We start from the raw sequence: 22,817 nt of genomic DNA, 5'->3' as shown, positions 1-22,817 counted from the left end.
ACATCGCCGTATAAGAGATATGCATGAAAGTTATGTCACCACTATCGATTTATTCTTAAGATGAACGATTACCTTCAACAGGCTCACTGCTTAACAATAGACAGGTAGGGTAATTAATCCAGTTTAGGGCTGTCGTTGAAATTGGCTGAGCGCAAACCAACTGATGATTAGAAATAATAAAGCTGGAAAGGAAGACGTCATGTTATGAATCACAGGCGCTGAAGTATCTAAACCAGATCCATATGAAAACTGGAGGTCGGTTATTGCTCTAGCTGGTTATTGCTTAGGCCAGCTCTAAAGTCCGTAGCCTTAATCAACTGTCACAAACAACGTCTTCAATCACCGACACGACTAAGTTCTTGAACCATTGATGGGCTGGGCTAGTAACAGTTCTTTTATGCTCAATTAAAAACAGCTCGAACATTAACTCGGGAACATTATCTAGAGAGAATATCGGCACTATCTTGTCGCTTATTCCCTCTAGTTCCGTCAATTTGTGGGTCGCAACCAAAATTGTATTCGAACTCTGCATCACTTCCACTAACGTAAGAAGCTGTCCGCTTTTAAAAGCAATGTCTCTTTGCATTCCATTCTTAGCTAAAAAAGAGTCTACAGGGTGTTGCAGTCCGTAATTCGAGCGAATATCGAGCGTGAGATCGACAAAGCGAGATTCAAGGCACTGCTCAAGTGTGACATTTTCAGCTTTGGCTAAAGGGTGATGTTCAGAAACGTAAAATACTGGATAGATCTGCCCAAGACTCACGTATGGAAATTCGATTGGATTGCTCGGGGCTTCGATGTGAATCGTAAAATCCACATCTCGTGATAACAGCTGGCTAGTAGGCGTTTTTGCAATCGGATATTCGATAAGACTGGCGTTTGGAGCATCGTGCATGAACCGTTCAGCAAGGGGCACAGAAAGCATCCGACTCATTAATGGCGGTACAGAAACAACAAAGGTTTGAACACACTCAGCAGGATCAAACGCAGATTTCGTTACTAGGCTTCGCATCGCCAATAGCAACTCTTCTAAAGGTGCTTGCAGTTCTAACGCTTTTTGCGTGGGCACTAAGCCATTAGACTCTCGATAGAACAGTGGGTCATCAAACAACTCTCGCAAGCGACTTAAGGTACGACTCATCGCAGGCTGAGACAGATACAAGGTATTGGCAGCTCGCGTTACGTTCCTCTCTTTGATTAAAACACTTAACGACACCAATAAGTTTAGATCCAGCCGAGAAAGCTGTTGTTCGATAGTCATCATAAGACATGCATCTGAGTAATATCACTCGTTAAATAATTGCACCATTGTGACTAACAAACAAGTCTCTGTTTAAACGATGGCATTTATATCCAACTAAAAAGGCGAACCCATCGGTTCGCCTTTTTGTTTAAAGATTCGTATTTATCGATTGATCGCCAAATATGAGCCAGCAGCAATCATTATTCCACCAGCACTTTGGTTTAACCTTTTATGTGCGCGTGGCGTTTTTAACAAACCTGCCATTCTGCCCGCACCCATCGCAATCAGCATTACACCAGACATCAAAGCAACAAATGCTAAAACGGAAACCAAGACGATATCTTGTGAGCGTAAAACCGTCAAATCAATGAAAGTCGGCAAGAACGAAATATAAAACAGAATCACTTTAGGGTTTGATGCTGAAATCAAAAAGCCTTGCGCGAAACTCGCGAGTTCGGATTTCTGACTCTGTTTGGCGGCGAGTTCAGCTGAGCCTTGCACTTCAGGTAAGATCTTAAACATCTTATAGCCCAAGTAAATCAAATAAGCTGCACCAACGTAGCGAATCACCTCAAACGCAATCGACCAATTCTCGGCAATCGTTGCTAGACCGAAACAGGCAAGCGCAAGGTAAATAAGATCACTGCATATCATACCTAACGAAAGCGTGACGCACTTTCGCCATCCTTGAACCATAGCACGAGCTAAAATGGCAAAGACGCCAGGCCCCGGAGTAATACCAAATACAAACATGGCAATAAAGAATGTAATCGCACTTTCTAATGACATTGGACTGTCCTTTTCTATAACCCAACATAATTGATCATGAACGTATCATGGAGCTTCGATTCTGGTAAAGAACGTTTTTGACTAAGTTCTATTTACACAACTCATGTTTTGAATAAGTGTCGCACGTAATTTACCCACCAGACTTAATTAAACCTAAAACCTAAGTGCTTTTCGTTAGGGCATAAAAAAGGCGAACCTATTGGCTCGCCTTGATCATTTTATTCGTCAGAACCGTTTAGTCATTACGAATAGGTGATAACAGCTCAGGGTTAACCACCAAGTTTCTCACACCGTGGGCGTGATCTTCGTTAAAGTCATTGCCTTCACACCAGCTACCTACTGTCGCGATATTTACTTTCGCGACTTGTGGTCTAACGCTCCATGTTACTTGGAAAGGTGAACCTTGCTCATTGTAACCAGGGCCCGTTGTAGAGCCTGCGTATTGGATCGCTGAGCCAGTATCTTGTGGGATGTTTGGTGCTTGGTGTAAGCCGTTCACTTTTGAATGTTTAGCGAGCGCTTCAAAGTCGAGTGCTCTGTCGTCATTCACTAATACGTAAACTTGGGTTTCTACACGCAGTTGCGGGTTGGTAATTGCGTCGTTAAAACAAGCACCCAATGTTTCACCCGGTTCAACTTGCGCCGTTGAATAAACATAGTGAACTTCAATGGTGTCACCCGAATGCAAAGAACCATGCTCGCTCGGACAAACCTTGCTCTCAAATGGTTTCAGCTCAGCAGAACTCAGCTTGCCTGTGTATTTAAAGCCACTCTGGAATCCCTTACCATCACCGTTACCAGCGTATTGAGTAAACTCGCCGCCTTTATGCTCAGCATTTTTATGGAAGTGAATATTACATAAGTTCATCGCTGTTGAATCAGGGGCATCCGAGAACAGCCTGGTATTGGTTCCTTCTAATGAACCCAAATCTCGTGGGGCTTGCGGGCCAAAACCTTGTCCTTGGGTATTTTCAGAAAGCTTAGCTCTTTGTTCTGCGATAACACCATCTGATACAGACTCATGGCTCGCGTCTGATGCATTTGCATGAGCTGACAACATCACCAATGCGGCACTTAAAAACACACTCTTATTCTTCATTTTTCTTCCCTAGAATATTGATAACTAAACCCAAACCGACTTAACAGCAAACATCTTACTATGCTCGTAAGTGAATATAAGACTTGTCTTTGTAAGATTAGATTTCATTACTTACTTTGGGATGAGTATTAGAACCCTTGATACATATAACAAGTCAAACAGGGTAAATTCGGCGACTCCCTTCCAGAACTAATAATTTCCTATTTTCGTTAACCGTCGCCTGACTCAGCGCTCAGATAAGTGTGCATGATTCTTAGGAACAACGGTGGCCAGATTTAGAAGATCAAAAAAGGCGAACCATCTGGCTCGCCTTCACGTTTCATTCTATCTATTAGGTTGTGGTTCTAAGTTAACGATTTAACCGTTACCGGTGGCAAATATCCCAAACGTCATGACGTTCAATGCATCTGTCACGCCCTCTAGTGATTTAATCACCGTCTTAGTCGGTTTATTATGACGAATAAAATAGCTTCCGATGCCTTTTTCACCGCCACTCTTAGCATCGCTTTCCGTTGTTTCTGTCGCTGCTACTTGAGAAGGTCCCACTGATTCTGGCTCTGCATTGGCGTGAGCTATCGTGTCTTTATTTGAATCAAGGTTAGTGAGTGGTTGATGATTAACGATTGAATCATGGGAAGAATCAACGCTGGTCTCAGCGTTTGTATCCTTTGAAGTCTCGAGATTACTCTCTCCCTCTATACTTTTCGACATAGCGTCTTCGTTGCTCAATGTCTCGTCGTCTAGCTGATGATTACTCGTTGAAGAACAGGCTGTTAAGAAGAACAGGCTAACGATGAATATGAGTAAGTTTCTCATCATAATGATAAAGCACGAATTAATAAAACATTGTTCGATTGTATTTTATTTGGCTGACGACATCCAGTGATAAGCGGAGTAAACACGAACAGTCACGGTCTTGAAGAGTAAACAAAAGCGTACGGGTTTAGTGCTTAAGAATAATAATTCGAGAGCTCAATTAGGTTGCCCGCCGCTTGTCATCTGAAAGGTGGTGTCAGTTAGGCTTGGGGATTCACACGCTATAAGCTTAATCTTTACTGGAACACAGTTCAGAGATTCGGTCACACATGGCTTGGTTGACTGCGAAGTGGGTGTTGAGGAATGCTAGTTGGGCAAGTGCCGATTCAGCGGTGCGCTCGTAGCCTTGGGTAAAGGTTGGTAGCAATTGGGCAAACTTAGGGAAGCGTGCTTCTAGCCTTCTATCCGACATAAATTCATCAACGAATTCAGGCTCAGACTGTTCAGTTTGATCCACAAGATCGATCAAACGATCGAGTGCGTAAGATTGAACGAACCGACTGCCCGACAGCTTTTCGCCTCGGTTATAACGAGACATACCCACATAAAGATTGGTTAGAGCCTCACCAATGATCCAATCTTGGGAATTAGTGTCTGTCTCCCCTTTTATTGGTGAAACACAACACTGTGTATCAAATTCATGTTGCTGCCAAACAATACGCCCTTCAGTAAACGGAATGTGCGCTAACTCGTGGGGTTCAAACACTGCAAACTCACAAAAGATTCCGTCAGCGTACAGAACTTTATAGCCATCGACGGTATTTCTCACTGCGTAGTCGATTGAGTGAATATCAGATAGCCAATGCAAACTGTCTAAGAAATACTGCTTGTGCCCTGTTTGCACTATTGCGAAAAAATCGACATCTGAATACTGATCAAGTCGTTCTGTTTCAATACCTACTGAGCCCAATCCCAGCAAAGCATGAGCCTTACCCGATGCTTCCAAAGACTCCCCAATCGCATCTAAACGCTGGAGTAATTTTTCTGGTGTGTTTATGTGTCTTGTCTGTATCACTTTGTCCGTCTGCATTGCTCAATCCCTATCAAGTTGAATGCCACTCAACCTAACTGATAGTTAGAACATCTAAGAAGCTTAATTTATAAAATGTGTGTTTTGGATAACGATCTGTGCAAGTTATTGTTTGAATTAAGGTGGGATTTAGAGGTGAGAAAGAGTGTGTACAAGCTATAAACAACACTCTTCTATCATGACTTATCTTTTTAAATGCTTATATTTGTAACAGCTAAGTATCTACAAACAGCTAGCTTATAAACGCTTTAGGGTTAAACCGACGATTTTTCCAAGTAAGCGGCCATTTCTTCTTTCGGCACCATGCCTCCGCCAGTCGCCCACACAAGATGCGTTGCATTCGCTAGCGTCGACTCATCAATTTCTAGACGAGTAAGGTATTCACTATTTTGTTCAACATGAATCGCACCCGGCATACCTGCTACTGCAGAAGGCTCAAGTTGAATGCTCTCTGCTTGGTTCAGTTCGCCTAACAATTGGTACATGCGTTCATCGGTTAATGTGTAATAACCATCAAGTAAACGCTCCATCGCGCGCCCCACAAAACCTGAAGCCCGACCAACCGCCAAGCCATCCGCAGCTGTTAAGTTGTCGATACCAAGATCTTGTACCGCAATCTCATCATGCAACCCCGTATGAACACCGAGTAACATGCAAGGTGAATGAGTCGGTTCAGCAAAAATACAATGGACGTGGTCACCAAAGGTCATCTTCAAGCCAAATGCAACACCACCTGGGCCACCACCCACACCACAAGGCAAGTAAACAAAAAAAGGATGCTGTTTATTAACCACAATCCCCTGTTGCTCGAATTGCTTCTTGAGCCTTTCTCCAGCCACAGAGTAACCAAGGAACAGTGTTTGTGAGTTTTCATCATCTACAAAGAAACAGCGTGGGTCCTGTTCCGCTTCTTTACGTCCTTGTTCGACTGCAACACCATAATCTTGTTCGTATTCAACAACGTTGACACCATGCTCACGAAGTTTGCTTTTCTTCCAAGCTCTCGCGTCTGCCGACATATGAACAGAGACCGTAAAGCCTAATTTTGCACTCATGATACCGATCGACATACCTAGGTTACCCGTTGAACCTACCGCAATGCTGTATTGTTGGAAGAAGTTACGAAACTCAGGTTCGAGCAGCTTGCTGTAGTCATCGCTCTCACACAGTAACCCCGCTTCAATCGCAAGCTTCTCGGCATGTGTTAGTACTTCATAAATACCACCACGCGCTTTGATTGAACCTGAAATCGGCAAATGGCTGTCTTTCTTCATCATCAAACGCCCTTTTATTGGCTGCTGATAATGTGCTCCCAATGCTGATTTCATAGATGGAATGTCAACAAGCTCAGACTCGATGATGCCATTGGTCGCTTGAGTTTCAGGAAACGCCTTGGCTAGATAAGGAGCAAACCTTTGCAGCCTCATGCTCGCATCGTGAATATCTTGTTCGCCTAAACCCACATAAAGCAAACCGCGCTCCAGAGTCGTCACATTTGGGTTAAACCAAACCACTTCTTCCAATGCAATCAATTGTTGAAGCAGTGGGAAGTCCGAGATGAGCTTGTCGATATTTAATACAGTCATGGGTGACCTTTTCTGGCTAAGCGCGTACTGCGCAGGTTCAATCATTAGTAAACCTATTTAAACGGTATTTGTGTAATCATTCAATGATCTGTAGGCTAGCCTGTCTTCTCATAAGCAAACAGTAGAACAACCTATGAGCGCCTCTCTTCGTAATAGCATTTTCGTGATGTTAGGGATTCTATTCCTAGCACTTAACCTTCGTGGGCCTTTTACGAGCTTGGCTCCTGTGCTTTCTCAGGTTATGGAAGGCCTCAACCTTACGTCATCGGCTGCTGGCTTCTTAACAGCTTTGCCACTGTTAACTTTTGCCTTATTCTCACCATTAGTCACCAAGATATCCCAACGAATTGGTCTAGAGCCTAGCCTGTTATTAGGCTTAGTTTTGATCACTACGGGTATTACACTGCGCTCTGCTGGGTTAACCCCAACCTTGTATATCGGCACGGTGATGATCGGGCTTGGTATCGCGATTGGTAATGTGTTGTTGCCTGTAGTAGTGAAAATTAGCTTCCCGACACGCATCGCTACTGTGACTTCTTTATACATCTTTACGATGGGCATCGGCTCGACGTTAGGCTCAAGTTTGATGGTGCCATTTTCAGAGATCACCTTGTTCACTATGACAGGTTGGCAATTAGCGCTGTTAATGAACTTGGTATTTCCAATATTAGCTTTGATGATCTGGTTGCCTAAAATCAGAAAGCGCTCATCTTCTGCTAGCGATAACAAACAACAAGACAAACCTCTGCCGATGAAACAGATGATTAAAAGCGGCGTAGCGTGGCAAGTAACGTTAGCGCTTGGGCTTAACTCATTTACCTTCTACTCTTTGGCTGGCTGGTTGCCACAGATATTGAACGATCTTGGCTACAGCGAAATCGACGCGGGCTACATTTATGGATTTCTGCAATTTTCGACTATGGTTCCGGGGCTGCTGTTACTGCCGTTCTTAGCCAAAAGTGACAATCAACAATGGCTCATCACTCTATGTGCATCGAGTGTATTTGTTGGATTGATTGGTCTTCTGTATTTGCCTGAGTTTGCGATCTTTTGGGTGGGACTGTTTGGATTAGCCAACTGCTCGACATTTATTATCGCGCTCTCTTTTGTTGGCTTGCGTACATCGAATAGCAGCCAAGCCGCATCATTGTCGGGTATGGCTCAGGGAATCGGTTATGCGTTGGCAGCCACTGGTCCAACGCTGGTGGGTAAGCTTCATGCTCAGACAGATTCTTGGAGTGTGCCGATTCTGTTGATCGCATCTGTTGCCTTTGCGTGCACGATTTTCGCGACATTGGCAGCACGAGATAAGAAAGTGAGCGTTTAGGCAAACAGAATGATTATGGTATCGCGACTTTATTTGCTCGCGACTCTATGGCTGACGACGGTTTTGATGTATTCACTTGGCGACAAACCAAACTTCCCTTTGAAGCGCTGACTAAAACGCCCTTCCGATTGGTAACCGCAAGACTGAGCCAACATCGCCACATTCTGCTGTCCGTTTTGCATCAGATAAAGCGCGTGACTCAAGCGAACTTCAGCCAGTACCTCTCGATATTGCATGCCTTCCAGTTTGAGCTTCCGAATCAATGTCCCTCGGCTCATCGCAAATCGCTCCGCCACCGACTCTAATGGATGTTTCTCATCTGGTGAATGTGAAAGGTAATGGCTGAGCTTTTGGCTAAACGAGACGTTGGCACTGACAAACAATAGATGCAACACCCCTTTTTCAGCTAATTGCTGGTACAAGCCCTGCAACCAAAACTGTTGAGTCTCTTTGCTCATGCTCTGTGTATCAAAAGAGAACAGAGCATTGAGTGAGTCTTGTAAGTTTCGATCCGCTTTTACTGTAGGCAGTCCCAGATCATTCGACCGTTCCTCACTTAAATCAAGCATCGCCTGAGAAGGTTGGAATTGAAAGCTGAACACTCGCGACAAGAAGCGCCCTTTGTGGGGCATGTTCTCAAAACTTAGTGAAGCTGATGCCTCACACAACAACAGCTCAGAATGTGAGAGCTCTGCCGCTGAATCTTTCCAAAACAGGCGCTTACTGCCTGTAATAATCTGAATGATACTAGGGGATAGAATCCTCACATTACGCAGTTTTTGTAACTGCTCTGCACGAAAGATCGTCACTTGATATTGATGATTCATCTCATCCCCTTGTTTACTTATTATCAACGACCAGCTTTCGCATCAATAACTGGTCGCTTTATTAGCTTGTGTCAATTACTAACGTGTATAAGTTGCGGTCAGTTTAGCTTTGTCTAAAGCCATGCTGTTCAACGTGAATCCAACCACAGCCGACGGCGTATTTTCGTCGAGGTTAAGTTTGTCCGTTGGTAATGCCCAAACCGTGAACTGGTAACGGTGCATACCATCTTTTTCTGGAGGACAAACGCCACCGTAGCCAACTGTACCGTAATCAATGCGACCTTCTTTGCCACCGACTTTAGAGATGTCGACACCGCGAGGTAGCTCGTTCACAGTTGCAGGGATATCAAACGCAACCCAATGCCAGAAGCCACTTTCAGTCGGTGCATCTGGATCATAAGCTGTGATAGCAAAGCTTTTGGTACCTGCTGGTGCATCTTTCCACATCAATTGTGGTGATTGATTATCGCCGTCACAACCCCAACTAGAGTATTCAAAAGTCTTTGCCATTGGGTGACCTTCTTGAATATCGTTGCTGGTTAATTCGAACGCATGAGCAGAGCCTGTAGCCAAAATACTGATTGCCAATACTGATTTGATGATGAGTTTCATGATGGTTCCTCTTATTAGGTATGAGCCCAGTATAGTCCCCTCATTTCGCCCAATAATGACAGTAAGTACACAATTATCTATTTTATTTCAAATAAATGATACTTACTGTATTTGTACTTTATTATTTAAAAGCATGACCCACTCGACAATTTGTTGTTAAAAGAACACTTGTTGACATTCAGGTTACAAATCGCGCCCAAAACTCTTTAGACTCGCCCCACGACTTTTAACGAGAATGATTGGATGCGCAGGTTTACGTTAGCTCTTTGCTTGATCTTTTGGCTCCCAACCCTAGTCAATGCCCAAAGTTTGCAAGATAAGTGGCAAACTCTGTATCAACTGAGCTGGCAATCATCCCCACTCTTAGTATCTCAACAAGAGTTGGCTAAGTATCCGAAAGTTCTGCTCCATGAAAATAGCCGCTATCCTGATTTCAACCAATTCAGTTGGGACGACATCGCAGCGTTAGCGTCAATACAAGATCACTGCCAAGCGATTGAAAGCAGTAACCCTTCATTACATGAAGCCATCGAGTTCGAGCTCGCTCTGTGTCAGCAACAAACATTGGATTCGATTTGGTTTGCAGCACACTCCAAACGTCACCCTGCCGGTGGCAGCTTTGCTGGTCGTTATTTAGCCGCTTACCCAGATGTGACCGAGCAGATACGCCCATTTTTGAGTCTTACCAACCCTCAGCACCCTTTATATAACAAACTAGAAAGCCTAAGTGCACAAGGCAGAGAAGCACTGCTCAATGGATACCGCGCTTGGCAACAAGATGATGTGCTTTGGTTAAGTGGCGAACAAGGCTGGAAAGCTATTCCCTTAGATGTTTGGCAACCTATCGCAGAGCAACAAGAGGTATCTTTGGCAGGTGAAACCTGTACTTTTCGTTACAGTAACGTGTGCTTAAACGAGCCTAGCAATGACAATCTGATCATGAAAACCTTGATCTTTACATTGCTGCTAACGTTGCTTTCCGGGCTCGCTAGAGTCTTATACCTAAGAACAAAACAACGAAAAGAGAGGCAGTTCGTTTTACAGCTTCTTACTCATGAACTGCGCACGCCTATTACTAGCCTAGGCTTAACCGTCGAAATGTTTAGAAATCGCTACGATGACTTTTCTGATGAAACTCAAAGTGCGGTTTGGCGTTTAATATCTGACTATCAAAGGCTTTCTCAGCTCACCGAAAACAGCAAAGTGTACCTAAGTTCGGATCAGTCAGAGCCTTTGTTGAAGCAAAACGCTTCATTAGAAGAGTGGCTCGATCATGTCTGTGAAAAGCACAATATTTCTTATCAATGTGAAGCGCGTGAAGTTGAACTGAACCTTCCCTATTACTGGCTAACCATCTGCTTGGATAATCTAATCAAGAATGCCAAACAACATGGTAAAGGTGAGGTTTTGGTAAAGGTCGAACTCGGTGACAAGCTGACGATTGAGGTACAAGACGAGGGGCACTTCCCTTCACCGATACAACGGCTCATGTCTGGTGTCACGCCAAGTGAAACGCACGAACTGGATAACATGGGCATTGGCCTGACTATTGTCGAGCACTTGATGAAGCAAGCGAATGGCCGCCTCATTATTCTTCGTAACCCAACCCGATGTATTTTGGAAATTGCTTATGAACACCCTACTGCTGATTGAAGACGACCAACTGCTTGGACAAGGCCTCGTCAGCTTCTTTGAATCCAATGGTTACCAATGCCTTTGGGCGAAGGATTCAGAGAATGCCAGTAAGAAATGGTTTCGAGCCGATCTTGTGATACTGGATCGACAGCTTGAAGATGGGGACAGCTTGCAACACCTTCCAAACTGGTTGCTCCTCAAAGCGCTGCCTGTGATTGTGTTGACCGCTAAAGTAGAAGTTCAACAACGTGTTGAAGGTTTAATGGCGGGTGCCAAAGACTATGTGACTAAACCATTTTCGAACGACGAATTACTCGCTCGAGTCATTACCCAGCTACGTCCGTTAGGTGTGAGCCTCTTAACTTACGCAAATATCCAAATCAACTTGTCGGAACGGATCGCTTATCTGGATGAAAGCCCTGTAACACTAAAACCTAAAGAGTTTCAGCTATTGGTACTGTTTGTTCAGAACCAAAGTCGTGTGTTTCACCGAGATGAATTACTCAATAAGATTTGGGGATATCAGGCTTTTCCTAGTACCCGAACTATTGATAATCACATACTGCGCTTACGCCAGAAGCTGCCAACATTGAATATAGAAACACATCGTGGCGTTGATTACCGCTTGGCCGGGGAATCATAATGAAAGTTACTTCGTTAACCGCACTGATCTACACATTGCCGCTCGCAAGTCATGCGGCATGGTTTACCGACACGCCATTGCAGCACACCTATCAATCTCTACTTGATGACCAACCTCAAGTTGCGTGGCAAGAGCTGCAAATCGCACTCGATCACAAATCACTCGATAGTGAGCTTTGGCTGCCAGTCAAACAAGAGATCCTGAGCCAGACTCAATGTGGAACCTTACTCAAACAAAGTGCTGAGCCAAAACACCACATCCAAGTCAGCTTCATTCGACGCTATGGCCTGTCGTCGCACGGTTATCAAATCAAAGTCTCTGCCGAGCAACTCAGCAAAGGCTCAGAAACTCAAACTCTTTCTTTGGTATCGCCTAAAGGTAAAGTCCTTCTCGATGGACAACTCGCTTCCAATAATGAGTATCAAGAGATTGAAACCAATGAAATGTTCATCAAACCCGAATCCGGTGTTTATCAACTAAAGATAGGTTCAAATCACTACCCTATTAGTGTCGCTTTAAATAACAGTAATCGATGGCTGACGCTCGAAAGTAAACTCAGCGAACCACATATCGTGCTCTCGCCTCCAAAGGTGATCGACAACTGCCCCGACGCTAACGTGAGTTGGCAATGGTTTGATGAAAACTACAACCTGCTGGGTTACAAAGTGCCAATCAAAACAGCGCAAGCACCCGTTCCCACAGAAAGTCCACTTGGAACCAAAGCCAAGCACTTGAGTGCTTCGGTTGAAATGTTTGAATACCAAGGCGCTATTGAAGTCCAATATGTGCAGCGCGTCGCCGTGCCTTTCTAATGGAAAACCACTAAAGCCAAACAGAAAATAGAGACATATAGGTGACAAAGCACTAGCGCTACTTAGGTGTAATAACCGTAGTTACCCTTTACGGAATCTAAATATGCTCAGCGTACGTCACCCACTCAATCTTTCTAATTTTGCCATTGTGGCTTTAACAACAGCTTGTCTGTTTTCATCCAACGCACAAGCGAGCCAAATAACGCTCACCAGTAACAACAATACCGTCGCTACCTCATCGAATACTTTAGAGGTCGATTGGAACGGCTTAAGCGTTAACAGTGCTGCTCTCACCGTTGATAGCCAACCACAGAAAGCGACCAATCTGGTCATTGGCTTTTCCGATAAAGCTGACTCAGCAAAAATCGCCACTTGGACCTTAGTACCCAGTGGAATAAACGTTAAGGCAGAGCTTAATCAAGACCAGCTCACTTTTCAGTTCAGCTTACCTTCAAATATACAGGTGAAACGAAACAAACCCATCGAATTGGCGTGGTTTGATCTTGCCGAACAACAAACTCAGACACTATTTCTTCCGTTTAGTGAAGGTATGCGCGTGCCTACTGACAACAAGCTTTGGGCAAGTTATCTCGTCGGTAACCATTCTGGAAGTAACACTACTCAAGACTTGAAGATGCCTTTTTGGACAGTACAGCAAAACAATCATTTCATTAGCTATCAAATGGTTAATGCAACCAACAATCAACTGCTCTTTTCAGATGCATCCTCTAATGCTTCCTCAAATACAAAAACCAAAATTGATATGAAGGCAGCACACCAATTTACGATGCTCAATCAGTCACAACCTTTTCTTGTTCGTATCACCCTCGGAGACTCGTGGTTAGATGGTGCCAAACAATACCGAGATTGGCGCATCAATAATGACCAGTCTGAAACGCTTGTAGCAAAGCAAAAGCGCAATCCAGATGTGACTAAGTTGATCGGCGCGAGCCACGTTTACCTATTTGGCAAAGACCCATTAAGCATCCAAGATGTGAGTGACTGGTGGGGATTGAAAACATGGTATCTAGAGGGCTCTAAACTCAATGTTTCTGCGGAAGCGAAAAGAGAGCTATCGTCACTCTCCAAGGGGAAAGATTGGTTCAGTCAGTACCACAAACAACTATTGTTGGACTCTATTAGCCAGTCATTGCAGGTGTTATATCCTGTTGGTAATCCGACACTCGAAGACAACACGATTAAAGCGCAATATAAAGCAGCACAGGATAAGAAGAACTGGTTGCTAGAGCACGCTTCCCCTTACCTAAACTCGTCAGAGACTTGGGGACAAGCGCTGTCTTCAGACATGGTCGCTAATCTAAATAAGGCAGGCTTAAACAAACTGTGGCTTGGATTCGATAATTGGATGCCAGAATTCTATCAACCTAACGCTGTGGGCCTGGCAAAACAGTCCGGATATCTGGTCGGTACTTACGATTCCTACAACACCGCAATTCCTGCGAAGCTCAATGACAACTGGCTAACCGCTCAATTACCAGAGCCGATGCGTCAAAGTTGTGCGATTGAACTAGCGGATGGGAGTTTGAAAAAAGGATTTCGTGGAAACGGCTTTTACTTAAACCCGAACTGCCATTTAGAATACGTAAAACAGCGTGCTCAAGACATTATGAGATTCGGCAACTTCAACAGCTTGTTCTTAGATGTTGATGCAACCGCCATGGCACGTGAAGATTACCGCGTCTCTATAGACAGTAATGGCAATACAAACGACGAATCAGACATGCTTTCTGCGTTCAACAACCGAATGAAGTGGCTTAGCGAGCAACCTTCGTTAGTATTAGGCTCTGAAGACGGCAACAGCCTAACAACAAAAGGCATCGCGTTTGCACACGGCTTAGAAACGGTTGGTTTTGGATGGACAGACAAAGACATGAAAGAGAACCGCCAATCTCCCTATTACTTAGGTCGTTGGTACCCAGACCACAAGCCTGACTTCTTCTTTAAGCCGGCCGAGGTTAAAGAGCCCTACAAGTCGCTACTATTTTCGCCACAATATCGAATTCCACTTTACCAAGCCGTTTTCCATGATGAAGTAATCAATACGCACCATTGGCATTCAGACAGCCTTAAGTTCACTAATGTACAAACAGAACGTGACTTAACCGCCATGCTGTACAACACACCACCGATGGTTCACTTGACCAGAGATGAAGCTTTATCAAGTTCAAGCCAGAGAATCAAAGCACTCAAACACTATCAAGATGGCTTTGAACCAATGCACGAACAGTTATGGGATAAACAGTTAGTCGATTCCGAATGGTTAGATAAGAGCGGCGATGTTCAACAAACTGAGTTCAGTGACGGGAGTAAGATCATTGCTAACTTTTCTAACAAGGCATTTCGTTACAACGGTGTCGATATTGCTGCCCTATCGGTCAAAGCTATATTGGCGAATGGGCAAGTCGTCGACTAGCAGCCCGATCATAGTTAGCTTCGATACGGTTTAGACAATAACGAATAATAGGAAGCCTAAGCACTTAACCGCTAAGGTTTTCCCCGTTACTTTTGCTTCCTATTTTGAAAGGCAGTCAGTAGATAGTCGATAAAGACCTTTTTACGTTTCGGCATCAACTGCCTGTCTGCATACACTAGGCTTACTGAAACTTCTGGCATCTCATATTCAGGTAACAGACGAATCAGCTTACCTGTCTTAAAGTGTTCCCGACAAATGAATTCAGGAAGCACCGCCAAGCCGAGCCCATCCACACACGCTGTTAGGCATGCCGTGATGGTATTCACCCGCAACTGACACGGCAGATCGATCAAAATCGACTCTCCGCCTTCTAATTGTAAATGCCACTTGGGTAGACGCGCGGCCTTGTTCACCACCTCAATCATTCTGAATGGCGGTTCAAGATCATCGGGTGAAGAGACGTCATCGAACTGCTCTAAATACTCAGGGCTGGCTGCCAATACACGCTTTGATGTTGTGAGGTAGCGAGAAACCAAGCTCGAGTCCACTAGCTCACCAATTTGTGCGTAAAGATCGATACCCTCCGCAATGATGTCGACTTCTCGATTCGACAGTTCTAAGTTCAAAGTCACGTTTGGGTGCTCTTTTAGGAAGCTGTGGATGTATTTGGCTAATACTTGATGCCCCAATTCGACAGGCAACACAACATTCAACTGCCCTCGGATCAAATCCTGATTGGCTGAAACCTCTAGCTCAGCTTGGTTCATGATCTCTTGCATCTGCATGCTCGACTGATAAAAGCGCTCACCCTCTGGCGTTAAGACTAAACTTCGTGTCGAACGAGTGATCAACCTCACACCTAGATGCTGTTCCAGCTCGTCTAGCTTTCGGCTGACGGTCGACTTGGTCATGTTCAATGCTTCAGCTGCGTGCGTGAAACTCCCACAATCAACAACTTGTGTAAAAACAGTCACAGCATTTAAGTCCATCGTACTTCTCCCAAAGCGCCATTAGTTAGATTCTTGCAACAGTATTTCCCTTTTTTCCTATCTTATCAATCAATCGAATTCATTTACAATTCGTTACATCTAAATAAAAACAAAATGAGAAAGAAAAAATGACAGAGAACAACAACGCTTCGCAAACAGTAAGCACAAAAAAACGTAAAAAAGCTCCGCTTATTGCTACTGCGATCATGCTGTCATTGGGTTTAGCCGGTGCTGGATACTGGTACGGCTATGGCCAGTACTTTGAATCTACCGACAATGCCTACCTACAAGGCGACATCACGAATATTAGCCCTAAGGTCTCTGGCTATATTGTTAAGTCTTATGTGAGTGATAACCAATCGGTTAAAGAAGGTGATTTGCTGGTTCAAATCGATGACCGTGATTACCAGTCAGCACTCGCTCAAGCAAACGCCCATTTAAGCGTCGTGCAATCAGACGTCAAAAATCTAGTGGCACAACAAACGTTACAACGTAGCAAGATCAATCAAGCAGAAAGCCGCGTTGATTCTGCACAAGCTGAATACGAACGCGCGATTCAACAAGTGGTACGTTCTCGTAGCTTACTAAAGCGTAACTACGCGTCTCAAGATGAAGTCGATAGCATGGTTGCACAACAAAAAGTAACTCAGGCAGATTTAGAAGAAGCAAAAGCAAACCTCGTTGCAACCAATGACCAATTAACCGTTATCGCTAGTGAGATTGAGCAAGCAAATGCATCCGTGACCGAAGCTCAAGCCCAGAGAGATCAAGCACAGCTTAACCTTGATTACACCAAAGTTTACGCGCCAGCAGATGGCGTGATTGGTAAACGCAGCGTACGTGAAGGCTTGCTGATTCAAGCAGGCGCACCACTGATGAGCTTGGTACCAAACAACCAAGTGTGGATTGAAGCCAACTTCAAAGAGACACAGCTAAGTGGTATTCACAAAGGTCAGACGGTTGAAGTAGAGCTGGATGCGTTCCCGGGGCAGCCTCTTGAAGGTGTGGTAGACAGTTTCTCCCCTGCGACTGGCGCTAAATTTGCGCTCCTACCACCAGAAAACGCGACCGGTAACTTCACTAAAATCGTTCAACGTGTACCGGTTAAAATTACTATTCCAGATCAGCAAGAGTTGAAAGGTCGACTGCTTCCTGGTTTGTCTGTGGTAGCGACCATCGATAAACGAGGCTAGACCATGAGTAACGCTGGTGTTGTCACCCAAACAAATGATGATGACGAGGTTTCGAGACGCCATTGGATCGCCCTATTTGGCGGCTTGATTGGCGCGTTTATGGCGATCTTGGATATTCAGATCACCAACTCGTCTCTCAAAGATATTCAAGGTGCGCTATCAGCCACCTTGGATGAAAGCTCGTGGATCTCTACGTCTTACCTAGTCGCAGAGATGATCGCTATCCCACTCAGTGGTTGGCTTTCTAAAGCGCTCGGTAAACGCCGTTATATCACGTGGACGACAGCCATTTTCACCATTTCATCTTTGTTGTGTTCGTTCTCTTGGAACATGACCTCGATGATCGTGTTCCGCGCGATGCAAGGCTTCAGTGGTGGTGCTCTAATCCCGCTTGCTTTCTCGCTGGTGATTCAGTTATTGCCGGTCAACAAGCGTGCTGTGGGTATGGCACTGTTTGGTGTAACCGCGACCTTTGCTCCATCGATTGGCCCTACCTTTGGTGGCTGGCTGACGGAGAACTTCTCGTGGCACTATATTTTCTACATCAATATTCCGCCAGCTTTGCTTGTGATCACCATGATCCGATATGGCTTGGACGATGAAAAGCTCGACCTTGGCACGCTGAAAAAAGCCGATTGGTTTGGTATCGCCACCATGGCATTAGGGCTAGGTTGTTTGGAAGTGGTGTTAGAAGAAGGTAACCGTGAAGAGTGGTTCAGTTCGAGCTTTATTATTGGCTTGAGTATCGTGTCGGCGGTGAGTTTGGTTTACTTCGTGATAAACGAACTCCAACACAAGAAGCCATTGGTTAACCTGCGGCTATTGCGGGATGGGCAATTTGCGATGTCTTGTATCGCCTATTTGATTCTAGGAATGGCATTGCTCGGCTCTATCTATGTTCTACCGATGTATCTCACTCAAATTCAGCAATATAACGCGATGGAAATTGGTGAAGTGCTAATGTGGATGGGTTTCCCACAGCTTCTGATATTCCCAATTGTGCCAAAGCTAACACAGATCATTAAGCCTAAGTACTTGGTTACCTTTGGCTTCGCGATGTTCGGTTTTAGTTGTTACGTAAATACACACATGACAATCGATTTTGGCGGGCAACAGCTGATTTTATCTATGGTTCTGCGTGCTATTGGTAGTCCGTTCATCATGGTTCCGCTGTCTTTGGTTGCCATAAAGAACATCAGCAAAATGGACACGCCAGACGCATCAACGTTAACCAACGTAATGCGGAACTTAGGGGGCGCTTTCAGCATCGCGATTATCGCTACGCTATTGGATAACAAAACCCGTGAGCACTTAGCACACATCAAGGAGTCGCTACCTTCAGTGAGTCAACTTGGTTGGCAGACGCTTCAGCAACAACAAGCGTTTTTCATTCAGTCAGGAAGTGATGCCGCAACTGCGATGCAACAAGCACAAGCAAGTTTGCTCGGCACAATGCAACGTGACGCAGCCATCATGGCTTACAACGATGTGTTCTTAATGATGACGGCGTTCTTGGCTCTAGCGGCAGTATTGATTCTAAACATGCGTGATTAACGCTAGAGTTTCGGTAAATAAAACTTCAAGCAAAGAACAACATTTCGAATAAAAACTCGAACAATAAAACAGATAGGTGAGCTTATCGGCTTGCCTCTTTTTTATTTCTAAAACACGTATAACCCCACTAAAATCAGGTAAAAGTCACCTGCGTTTGAAGGCTTTCATAAATGTTATCTAATACTCTTTAATTACCAATAGTTTATTGAGTGTTTGTATGTGATATAGGCACCTTGACAATGTGCAACTTGACACCTAAATTAAAAAATAACATTTGGTATTAAGGAAAATGGATTTGACCTTACCAACAGACCTTCGAATTTTGATCGTCGACGACTCTAAAAGCGCAACAATACTTATTAAGCAGCAACTGGCTAGTTTGGGAGTTTCGCGCGACTGTATTTTTATTGCGACCGACTATCGAAAAGCCATTAAAGCGGTCGAGACACACTCTTTTCATGTACTCCTCATTGACTACCACTTAGAACAGTCTTTTACTGGCTTTGAGCTGTTGGGCATTCTGTATCGAAACCGCCTCATCGATCATACTGTGGCGACAATCTTGCTCTCTGGGGATATGCGTCAGGAAACAGTATTAACCGCCCTTTCAGGTGAAGCACACCACTTCGTTTCTAAACCGATTAATACTCAAACGTTGGGTAAAAAGATCCAAAGTGCCGTGTCCGTTTCAAAGAAACTCACCCAACTGAATGATTTGTATCCCATTGCCAGTCAAGAGAGATTAGCTCAAGCTTTGGCGATCTCCCCTAATGGTACTAGCGTTCAGTTCGAAGCGACATTGATTGAACATTTAATTGCAGGTAAGAAATGGCAGTTACTCTCTAGCGTCATTAACAACTCCAAAACCAACATGCACCCAACCAAATTGGTGGCTGAGGCGCTGATTCTCGACAGCTTAGGCAAGCCAAATTTAGCCATAGATAAGCTCCACAATTTTCTAATAGCACAGCCACTCTCATTGAGCGTGATTGACTGCTTAAGCTGTATCTATGAAAAACATAAAATGCTGCTGCCTGCTCTTAAATTAGCGATTCGTGCATTTGAGATGACTCCCAGCATCAGCCATCGTGCAATCAGGGCCATCGACTTAGCTGAGAACGCAGATAACACACATATGATCATAAAGTTAGGTGAGATGTATGCAACCCACATTTCAGCTGCTGACATTGATGTCATCCATTCCATTGGTGCGCACTTTAATTCCTTAAAAGCAACGTATCAGCGCGAGACGCAACTAAAGTACAAACGTATTTTGCTTGAGCACGCCAACCAATTCACCGAGTTGGTAAACCTGAAACTTCCGGTAAAACAACAGCAGCAAGTTTTGGCCAGCCTTGCCCTATTTCAGAGCAGCATATTGCTCATCGAAAATAGCCCTCAGATTGCCCACAAAAAAGTGATTAGAGCTTCGACACTGTTAGCGAACAATTTCCACAGCCAACCGACTTATTTGCTCACTCAGTTATTACCCATGCTCGCCCACTTTGGTGAGTACTCTCTTTATCATTTAACAGTGGAATGTCTCAAATCTCGTGGAGAAGCCATAAATCACCAACTTGAGTCCAAAAATGTCGACCCTTCAACGTGTATAAACATTGAAAATTTGGGTTCGATCCAAGAAATAAAGGACTACATTCACAGTTACCCATATTCAGTTGCCGCCAAACTTGACTATATATACGCCGTCAATAAAGCTCATATAGATGAGAAACTTAGCGACGACTATCTAGAAGAAATCTTACAGTTAGAACTTCCTCCAAAATGGAATCAATGGATTAGTGATTCATCAAGGTATGGTTTTTCCACTAAGCCGCCTAGCCCATTTTCAACATTCAGCCGACAGGAGTCCACATGCTAGACTTTGATGCTTTAAACGCCTATTTAGACAATGACAGAGACGTCATTTACGCCGTTTTGTCTACATATCAAGAAGACCATGGCAATTCGCTACAAGAGATCGAAGAGTTGGTTCAACAACAAGATTGGGGCAAGCTTCATTTTACCGTGCACACCTTAAAAGGCATTTTAGCCAGCTTTGGTGAAGAAACGGCCACAGTTGCATTGGAAAGAGTAGAACAAAACACACTCAATAAGCTTGCGCCGCAAGATGATGATCTTTCGGTTATCTACAGCGAAATGAAGATCATTAATCAGCAAATCGATGAGGTTCTTAGCACTTATTAGTCGATAGAATTAAAACGTGCATGGCGATACTTAACAGCCGACACAGCTAAAAGAGTTGAGGTGCTTGGAAACATTGAACCTCGACTCTTAACATTTTTCTCATCATTTCTCCTCTCAATTATAGTTCTAACCCACACCTATAAATTCACGTCATTTATCTAGATAAACCGATGTATAACACATGCTTTATAAACTATCCGTCTTAATGTTTTAAACGAAAAACCAACACACTTGATGAGATGCAAAATAGTTAAATATTTGTAGATCTTTTTGTGACATAAACATACGAAATTGCATTTTATTTATTGGTAAAGAAGAAATTGTTATCTACACTCTAATGAAACCAAGCGTTAATCACTTGGTGGCATAATAAAAAAAACTAAAACGTTCAGTCGGCTAGATAAGGACAAGGAAATGAACAACGATAGTTTTGCTGCGTTTCAGGGGCTCACGGATGAAACACCCATTACCGAATCATTTTCTACCAGTGCAGACCCTTATGCTCATTATCTGAAAGATATTGTTGGCATTGATCTGCTGTCGCGTGAAGATGAGGTGTATTACGCAAAATTGAATCGCGCGGGTGATAAAAAAGCGCGTGATGTCATGATCGAATCAAACCTGCGCCTTGTTGTGAAAATCGCAAAGAGTTACCTAAAACGTAAAGGCAATAATTTCACCCTGCTCGACCTGATCGAGGAAGGCAACATTGGCTTGATTAAGGCCATCGACAAATACGATCCAGAACCAGGCTATCGTTTTTCAACCTATGCTGTTTGGTGGATCCGCGAAAACATTGAAGCCGCACTCATGAACACGGGTCGAACCGTTCGATTGCCAGCCCACGTGTGTAAAGAAATAAACAGCCTCGCCTCAAAAAAGCTCGATGCAAGCAAAAAAATGAGTAAAGAGGTTTCAATTTCTGAGCTATCAGACAGTTCAGGTGTAAAGGCCGAACGCGTCGATCAACTGGTGGCGTTAAGCGGGTTTATTGACGTGACGACAACGGTTGGAACTAGCCATGCGCCTATGGTGCTTGATCAATGCGAAAGTGAATATATCCCAGACCCTCAACAAGATTGTGAGGATCAATCCTTTACCCAAGCTCTAGAACAAATCATCTATACACTTCCTCCAAAATTACAAAAGGTGCTCATCCACCGTTTTGGTTTCTTTGATAACAAGGTGAAAACGCTGTCTGAGGTCGGACAAATGTTGGATGTGAATGTTTCTAATGAACGTGTTAGACAAATGCAGAAAGAAGCGGTCGAGAGAATTCAAAAACGACTCAAATTTGATGGTTGGGTGTAAGTCGTAGCCCAGTTGAGAATTAGTTGAAAATAACGTTAAGCCAAAACAAAGACCTTTAGGGTGAGCCTCCAAGCTTGCCCTTTTTGTTTGCTGATTCGTTAGAAAAATAAAAAAATCGTAAGCACACGAACCCTAAGTCGCTAATCCCTAATGCCTAATGCCTAATGAAAAATGACAAATGCCACACCATTAACTTACCTTAAAGAAGTGACTCGCTCACTGCGCAAAATGAGATAATTGATATAAGTGGTTTCAAGACAATCTTGTTCCCACACTGATAAAATCCGTTTAGCCGCAAAATAATAATCTTTGTTTCTCAACAACATCCCAACGGTGCGGCTAAGCTTTTCAAATCGAACGTGATCGCTCGCAGAGATGTAGTCATCGTCACTTTCAATAATGGGCGCTAAACCATCAGCAAACCAATTATTCAATATTTCTCGCATCTCTAATTCAGACTCAGGCACATCCACACTCGACAACTCTCGATGTTGAGGCGGTGGCACTATGTACTTCGACGCTTGCGGTGAACTGACATAACGATACATGTCGTCCCTCCTGTCTAACGGACCCTTCTAATAATTAAGGACATATTTACCTGTTCTCAAGTTTATTTAGCGAAACAAAAAAATAAATAAAAAAAAGCCATGTATCAATAACTCTACATGGCTTTAATGAGGGCAACTTTACGCTGCCCTATCTGCTTGTTGGT

At 43.9% G+C, this 22,817-nt stretch carries 20 protein-coding genes; 10 read left to right on the top strand and 10 right to left on the bottom strand.

The features are described 5' to 3' along the window. Positions 1-313 precede the first annotated feature (313 nt). From AB4154_RS09110 to AB4154_RS09085, 6 genes are all read right to left on the bottom strand, one after another. On the bottom strand, positions 314-1,264 hold the full coding sequence (locus AB4154_RS09110; protein ID WP_372122755.1) for a LysR family transcriptional regulator: 951 nt from the start codon (positions 1,262-1,264) through the stop codon (positions 314-316). 141 nt (positions 1,265-1,405) lie between these two features. Next, positions 1,406-2,032: a LysE family translocator gene (locus tag AB4154_RS09105; protein WP_136973495.1), complete on the bottom strand. Its 627-nt coding sequence runs from the start codon at positions 2,030-2,032 to the stop codon at positions 1,406-1,408. Positions 2,033-2,267: 235 nt separating this feature from the next. After that, a complete protein-coding gene (locus AB4154_RS09100) occupies positions 2,268-3,131 on the bottom strand; it encodes a delta-class carbonic anhydrase (RefSeq protein WP_136973494.1) in 864 nt (287 codons plus the stop codon). Positions 3,132-3,488: 357 nt separating this feature from the next. Beyond that, positions 3,489-3,950, bottom strand: a complete 462-nt coding sequence (locus tag AB4154_RS09095) for a hypothetical protein (protein ID WP_102429070.1) — start codon at positions 3,948-3,950, stop codon at positions 3,489-3,491. Between the two features lie 226 nt (positions 3,951-4,176). Continuing rightward, positions 4,177-4,977 carry a hypothetical protein gene (locus AB4154_RS09090; RefSeq protein WP_136973493.1) on the bottom strand — a complete coding sequence of 267 codons (801 nt, stop codon included), beginning with the start codon at positions 4,975-4,977 and terminating at the stop codon, positions 4,177-4,179. Positions 4,978-5,231: 254 nt separating this feature from the next. Beyond that, positions 5,232-6,563: a D-serine ammonia-lyase gene (locus AB4154_RS09085; protein WP_372122752.1), complete on the bottom strand. Its 1,332-nt coding sequence runs from the start codon at positions 6,561-6,563 to the stop codon at positions 5,232-5,234. A gap of 133 nt (positions 6,564-6,696) precedes the next feature. On the opposite strand from AB4154_RS09085, the gene AB4154_RS09080 reads away from it, so the two are divergent. Continuing rightward, entirely contained in the window at positions 6,697-7,890 is a 1,194-nt protein-coding gene (locus AB4154_RS09080; RefSeq protein ID WP_136973491.1) for a CynX/NimT family MFS transporter, read from the top strand. A gap of 29 nt (positions 7,891-7,919) precedes the next feature. On the opposite strand, the gene AB4154_RS09075 is transcribed toward AB4154_RS09080, so the two are convergent. Then, positions 7,920-8,717: a helix-turn-helix transcriptional regulator gene (locus AB4154_RS09075; protein ID WP_017060497.1), complete on the bottom strand. Its 798-nt coding sequence runs from the start codon at positions 8,715-8,717 to the stop codon at positions 7,920-7,922. 78 nt (positions 8,718-8,795) lie between these two features. Further along, complete coding sequence (locus AB4154_RS09070) at positions 8,796-9,329, bottom strand: YbhB/YbcL family Raf kinase inhibitor-like protein (protein WP_017060498.1); 534 nt, start codon at positions 9,327-9,329, stop codon at positions 8,796-8,798. Between the two features lie 243 nt (positions 9,330-9,572). On the opposite strand from AB4154_RS09070, the gene AB4154_RS09065 reads away from it, so the two are divergent. From AB4154_RS09065 to AB4154_RS09050, 4 genes are all read left to right on the top strand, one after another. After that, positions 9,573-10,982, top strand: coding sequence for a DUF3404 domain-containing protein (locus AB4154_RS09065; RefSeq protein WP_372122750.1), 1,410 nt, complete (start codon positions 9,573-9,575; stop codon positions 10,980-10,982). Beyond that, the gene (locus AB4154_RS09060) at positions 10,960-11,607 is read left to right on the top strand and encodes a response regulator transcription factor (RefSeq protein WP_372059019.1); all 648 of its coding nucleotides are present in this window, start codon (positions 10,960-10,962) and stop codon (positions 11,605-11,607) included. Before AB4154_RS09065 ends, AB4154_RS09060 begins: the two co-directional genes overlap by 23 nt. Further along, a complete protein-coding gene (locus tag AB4154_RS09055) occupies positions 11,607-12,419 on the top strand; it encodes a DUF2861 family protein (RefSeq protein ID WP_372122748.1) in 813 nt (270 codons plus the stop codon). Before AB4154_RS09060 ends, AB4154_RS09055 begins: the two co-directional genes overlap by 1 nt. 103 nt (positions 12,420-12,522) lie before the next feature. Further along, a complete protein-coding gene (locus AB4154_RS09050; protein WP_372122746.1) occupies positions 12,523-14,853 on the top strand; it encodes a glycoside hydrolase in 2,331 nt (776 codons plus the stop codon). A gap of 86 nt (positions 14,854-14,939) precedes the next feature. Here the strand turns inward: AB4154_RS09050 and AB4154_RS09045 are convergent, their stop codons facing one another. Then, positions 14,940-15,842, bottom strand: a complete 903-nt coding sequence (locus tag AB4154_RS09045) for a LysR family transcriptional regulator (RefSeq protein ID WP_017064671.1) — start codon at positions 15,840-15,842, stop codon at positions 14,940-14,942. Positions 15,843-15,970: 128 nt separating this feature from the next. On the opposite strand from AB4154_RS09045, the gene AB4154_RS09040 reads away from it, so the two are divergent. The 5 genes from AB4154_RS09040 (at position 15,971) to AB4154_RS09020 (ending at position 22,105) form a co-directional block, all read left to right on the top strand. Continuing rightward, positions 15,971-17,035 (top strand): HlyD family secretion protein, encoded by a 1,065-nt coding sequence (locus AB4154_RS09040; RefSeq protein ID WP_017066726.1) that lies wholly within the window; start codon positions 15,971-15,973, stop codon positions 17,033-17,035. Positions 17,036-17,038: 3 nt separating this feature from the next. Further along, a complete protein-coding gene (locus AB4154_RS09035; protein WP_372122744.1) occupies positions 17,039-18,589 on the top strand; it encodes a DHA2 family efflux MFS transporter permease subunit in 1,551 nt (516 codons plus the stop codon). 289 nt (positions 18,590-18,878) lie between these two features. Next, positions 18,879-20,468 (top strand): response regulator, encoded by a 1,590-nt coding sequence (locus tag AB4154_RS09030; RefSeq protein WP_017064673.1) that lies wholly within the window; start codon positions 18,879-18,881, stop codon positions 20,466-20,468. After that, positions 20,462-20,794: an Hpt domain-containing protein gene (locus AB4154_RS09025; protein WP_017060508.1), complete on the top strand. Its 333-nt coding sequence runs from the start codon at positions 20,462-20,464 to the stop codon at positions 20,792-20,794. The genes AB4154_RS09030 and AB4154_RS09025 overlap by 7 nt, the downstream gene beginning before the upstream one ends. A 414-nt stretch (positions 20,795-21,208) precedes the next feature. Next, on the top strand, positions 21,209-22,105 hold the full coding sequence (locus AB4154_RS09020) for an RNA polymerase sigma factor RpoD/SigA (protein WP_017060509.1): 897 nt from the start codon (positions 21,209-21,211) through the stop codon (positions 22,103-22,105). 194 nt (positions 22,106-22,299) lie between these two features. On the opposite strand, the gene AB4154_RS09015 is transcribed toward AB4154_RS09020, so the two are convergent. Beyond that, a complete protein-coding gene (locus AB4154_RS09015; RefSeq protein ID WP_017060510.1) occupies positions 22,300-22,653 on the bottom strand; it encodes a hypothetical protein in 354 nt (117 codons plus the stop codon). Positions 22,654-22,817 lie beyond the last annotated feature (164 nt).

It is taken from the genome of Vibrio sp. 10N.286.51.B11 (assembly GCF_041469245.1).
Lineage (GTDB): Bacteria > Pseudomonadota > Gammaproteobacteria > Enterobacterales > Vibrionaceae > Vibrio > Vibrio crassostreae_C.
This window is presented reverse-complemented; position numbering and strand designations above follow the sequence as displayed.

Excerpts from the sequence above, each read along its gene's own strand:
- AB4154_RS09110 (WP_372122755.1), bottom strand. The coding sequence starts at position 1,264 with ATGATGACTATCGAACAACAGCTTTCTCGGCTGGATCTAAACTTATTG.
- AB4154_RS09105 (WP_136973495.1), bottom strand. The coding sequence starts at position 2,032 with ATGTCATTAGAAAGTGCGATTACATTCTTTATTGCCATGTTTGTATTT.
- AB4154_RS09100 (WP_136973494.1), bottom strand. The coding sequence starts at position 3,131 with ATGAAGAATAAGAGTGTGTTTTTAAGTGCCGCATTGGTGATGTTGTCA.
- AB4154_RS09095 (WP_102429070.1), bottom strand. The coding sequence starts at position 3,950 with ATGATGAGAAACTTACTCATATTCATCGTTAGCCTGTTCTTCTTAACA.
- AB4154_RS09090 (WP_136973493.1), bottom strand. The coding sequence starts at position 4,977 with ATGCAGACGGACAAAGTGATACAGACAAGACACATAAACACACCAGAA.
- AB4154_RS09085 (WP_372122752.1), bottom strand. The coding sequence starts at position 6,563 with ATGACTGTATTAAATATCGACAAGCTCATCTCGGACTTCCCACTGCTT.
- AB4154_RS09080 (WP_136973491.1), top strand. The coding sequence starts at position 6,697 with ATGAGCGCCTCTCTTCGTAATAGCATTTTCGTGATGTTAGGGATTCTA.
- AB4154_RS09075 (WP_017060497.1), bottom strand. The coding sequence starts at position 8,717 with ATGAATCATCAATATCAAGTGACGATCTTTCGTGCAGAGCAGTTACAA.
- AB4154_RS09070 (WP_017060498.1), bottom strand. The coding sequence starts at position 9,329 with ATGAAACTCATCATCAAATCAGTATTGGCAATCAGTATTTTGGCTACA.
- AB4154_RS09065 (WP_372122750.1), top strand. The coding sequence starts at position 9,573 with ATGCGCAGGTTTACGTTAGCTCTTTGCTTGATCTTTTGGCTCCCAACC.
- AB4154_RS09060 (WP_372059019.1), top strand. The coding sequence starts at position 10,960 with ATGAACACCCTACTGCTGATTGAAGACGACCAACTGCTTGGACAAGGC.
- AB4154_RS09055 (WP_372122748.1), top strand. The coding sequence starts at position 11,607 with ATGAAAGTTACTTCGTTAACCGCACTGATCTACACATTGCCGCTCGCA.
- AB4154_RS09050 (WP_372122746.1), top strand. The coding sequence starts at position 12,523 with ATGCTCAGCGTACGTCACCCACTCAATCTTTCTAATTTTGCCATTGTG.
- AB4154_RS09045 (WP_017064671.1), bottom strand. The coding sequence starts at position 15,842 with ATGGACTTAAATGCTGTGACTGTTTTTACACAAGTTGTTGATTGTGGG.
- AB4154_RS09040 (WP_017066726.1), top strand. The coding sequence starts at position 15,971 with ATGACAGAGAACAACAACGCTTCGCAAACAGTAAGCACAAAAAAACGT.
- AB4154_RS09035 (WP_372122744.1), top strand. The coding sequence starts at position 17,039 with ATGAGTAACGCTGGTGTTGTCACCCAAACAAATGATGATGACGAGGTT.
- AB4154_RS09030 (WP_017064673.1), top strand. The coding sequence starts at position 18,879 with ATGGATTTGACCTTACCAACAGACCTTCGAATTTTGATCGTCGACGAC.
- AB4154_RS09025 (WP_017060508.1), top strand. The coding sequence starts at position 20,462 with ATGCTAGACTTTGATGCTTTAAACGCCTATTTAGACAATGACAGAGAC.
- AB4154_RS09020 (WP_017060509.1), top strand. The coding sequence starts at position 21,209 with ATGAACAACGATAGTTTTGCTGCGTTTCAGGGGCTCACGGATGAAACA.
- AB4154_RS09015 (WP_017060510.1), bottom strand. The coding sequence starts at position 22,653 with ATGTATCGTTATGTCAGTTCACCGCAAGCGTCGAAGTACATAGTGCCA.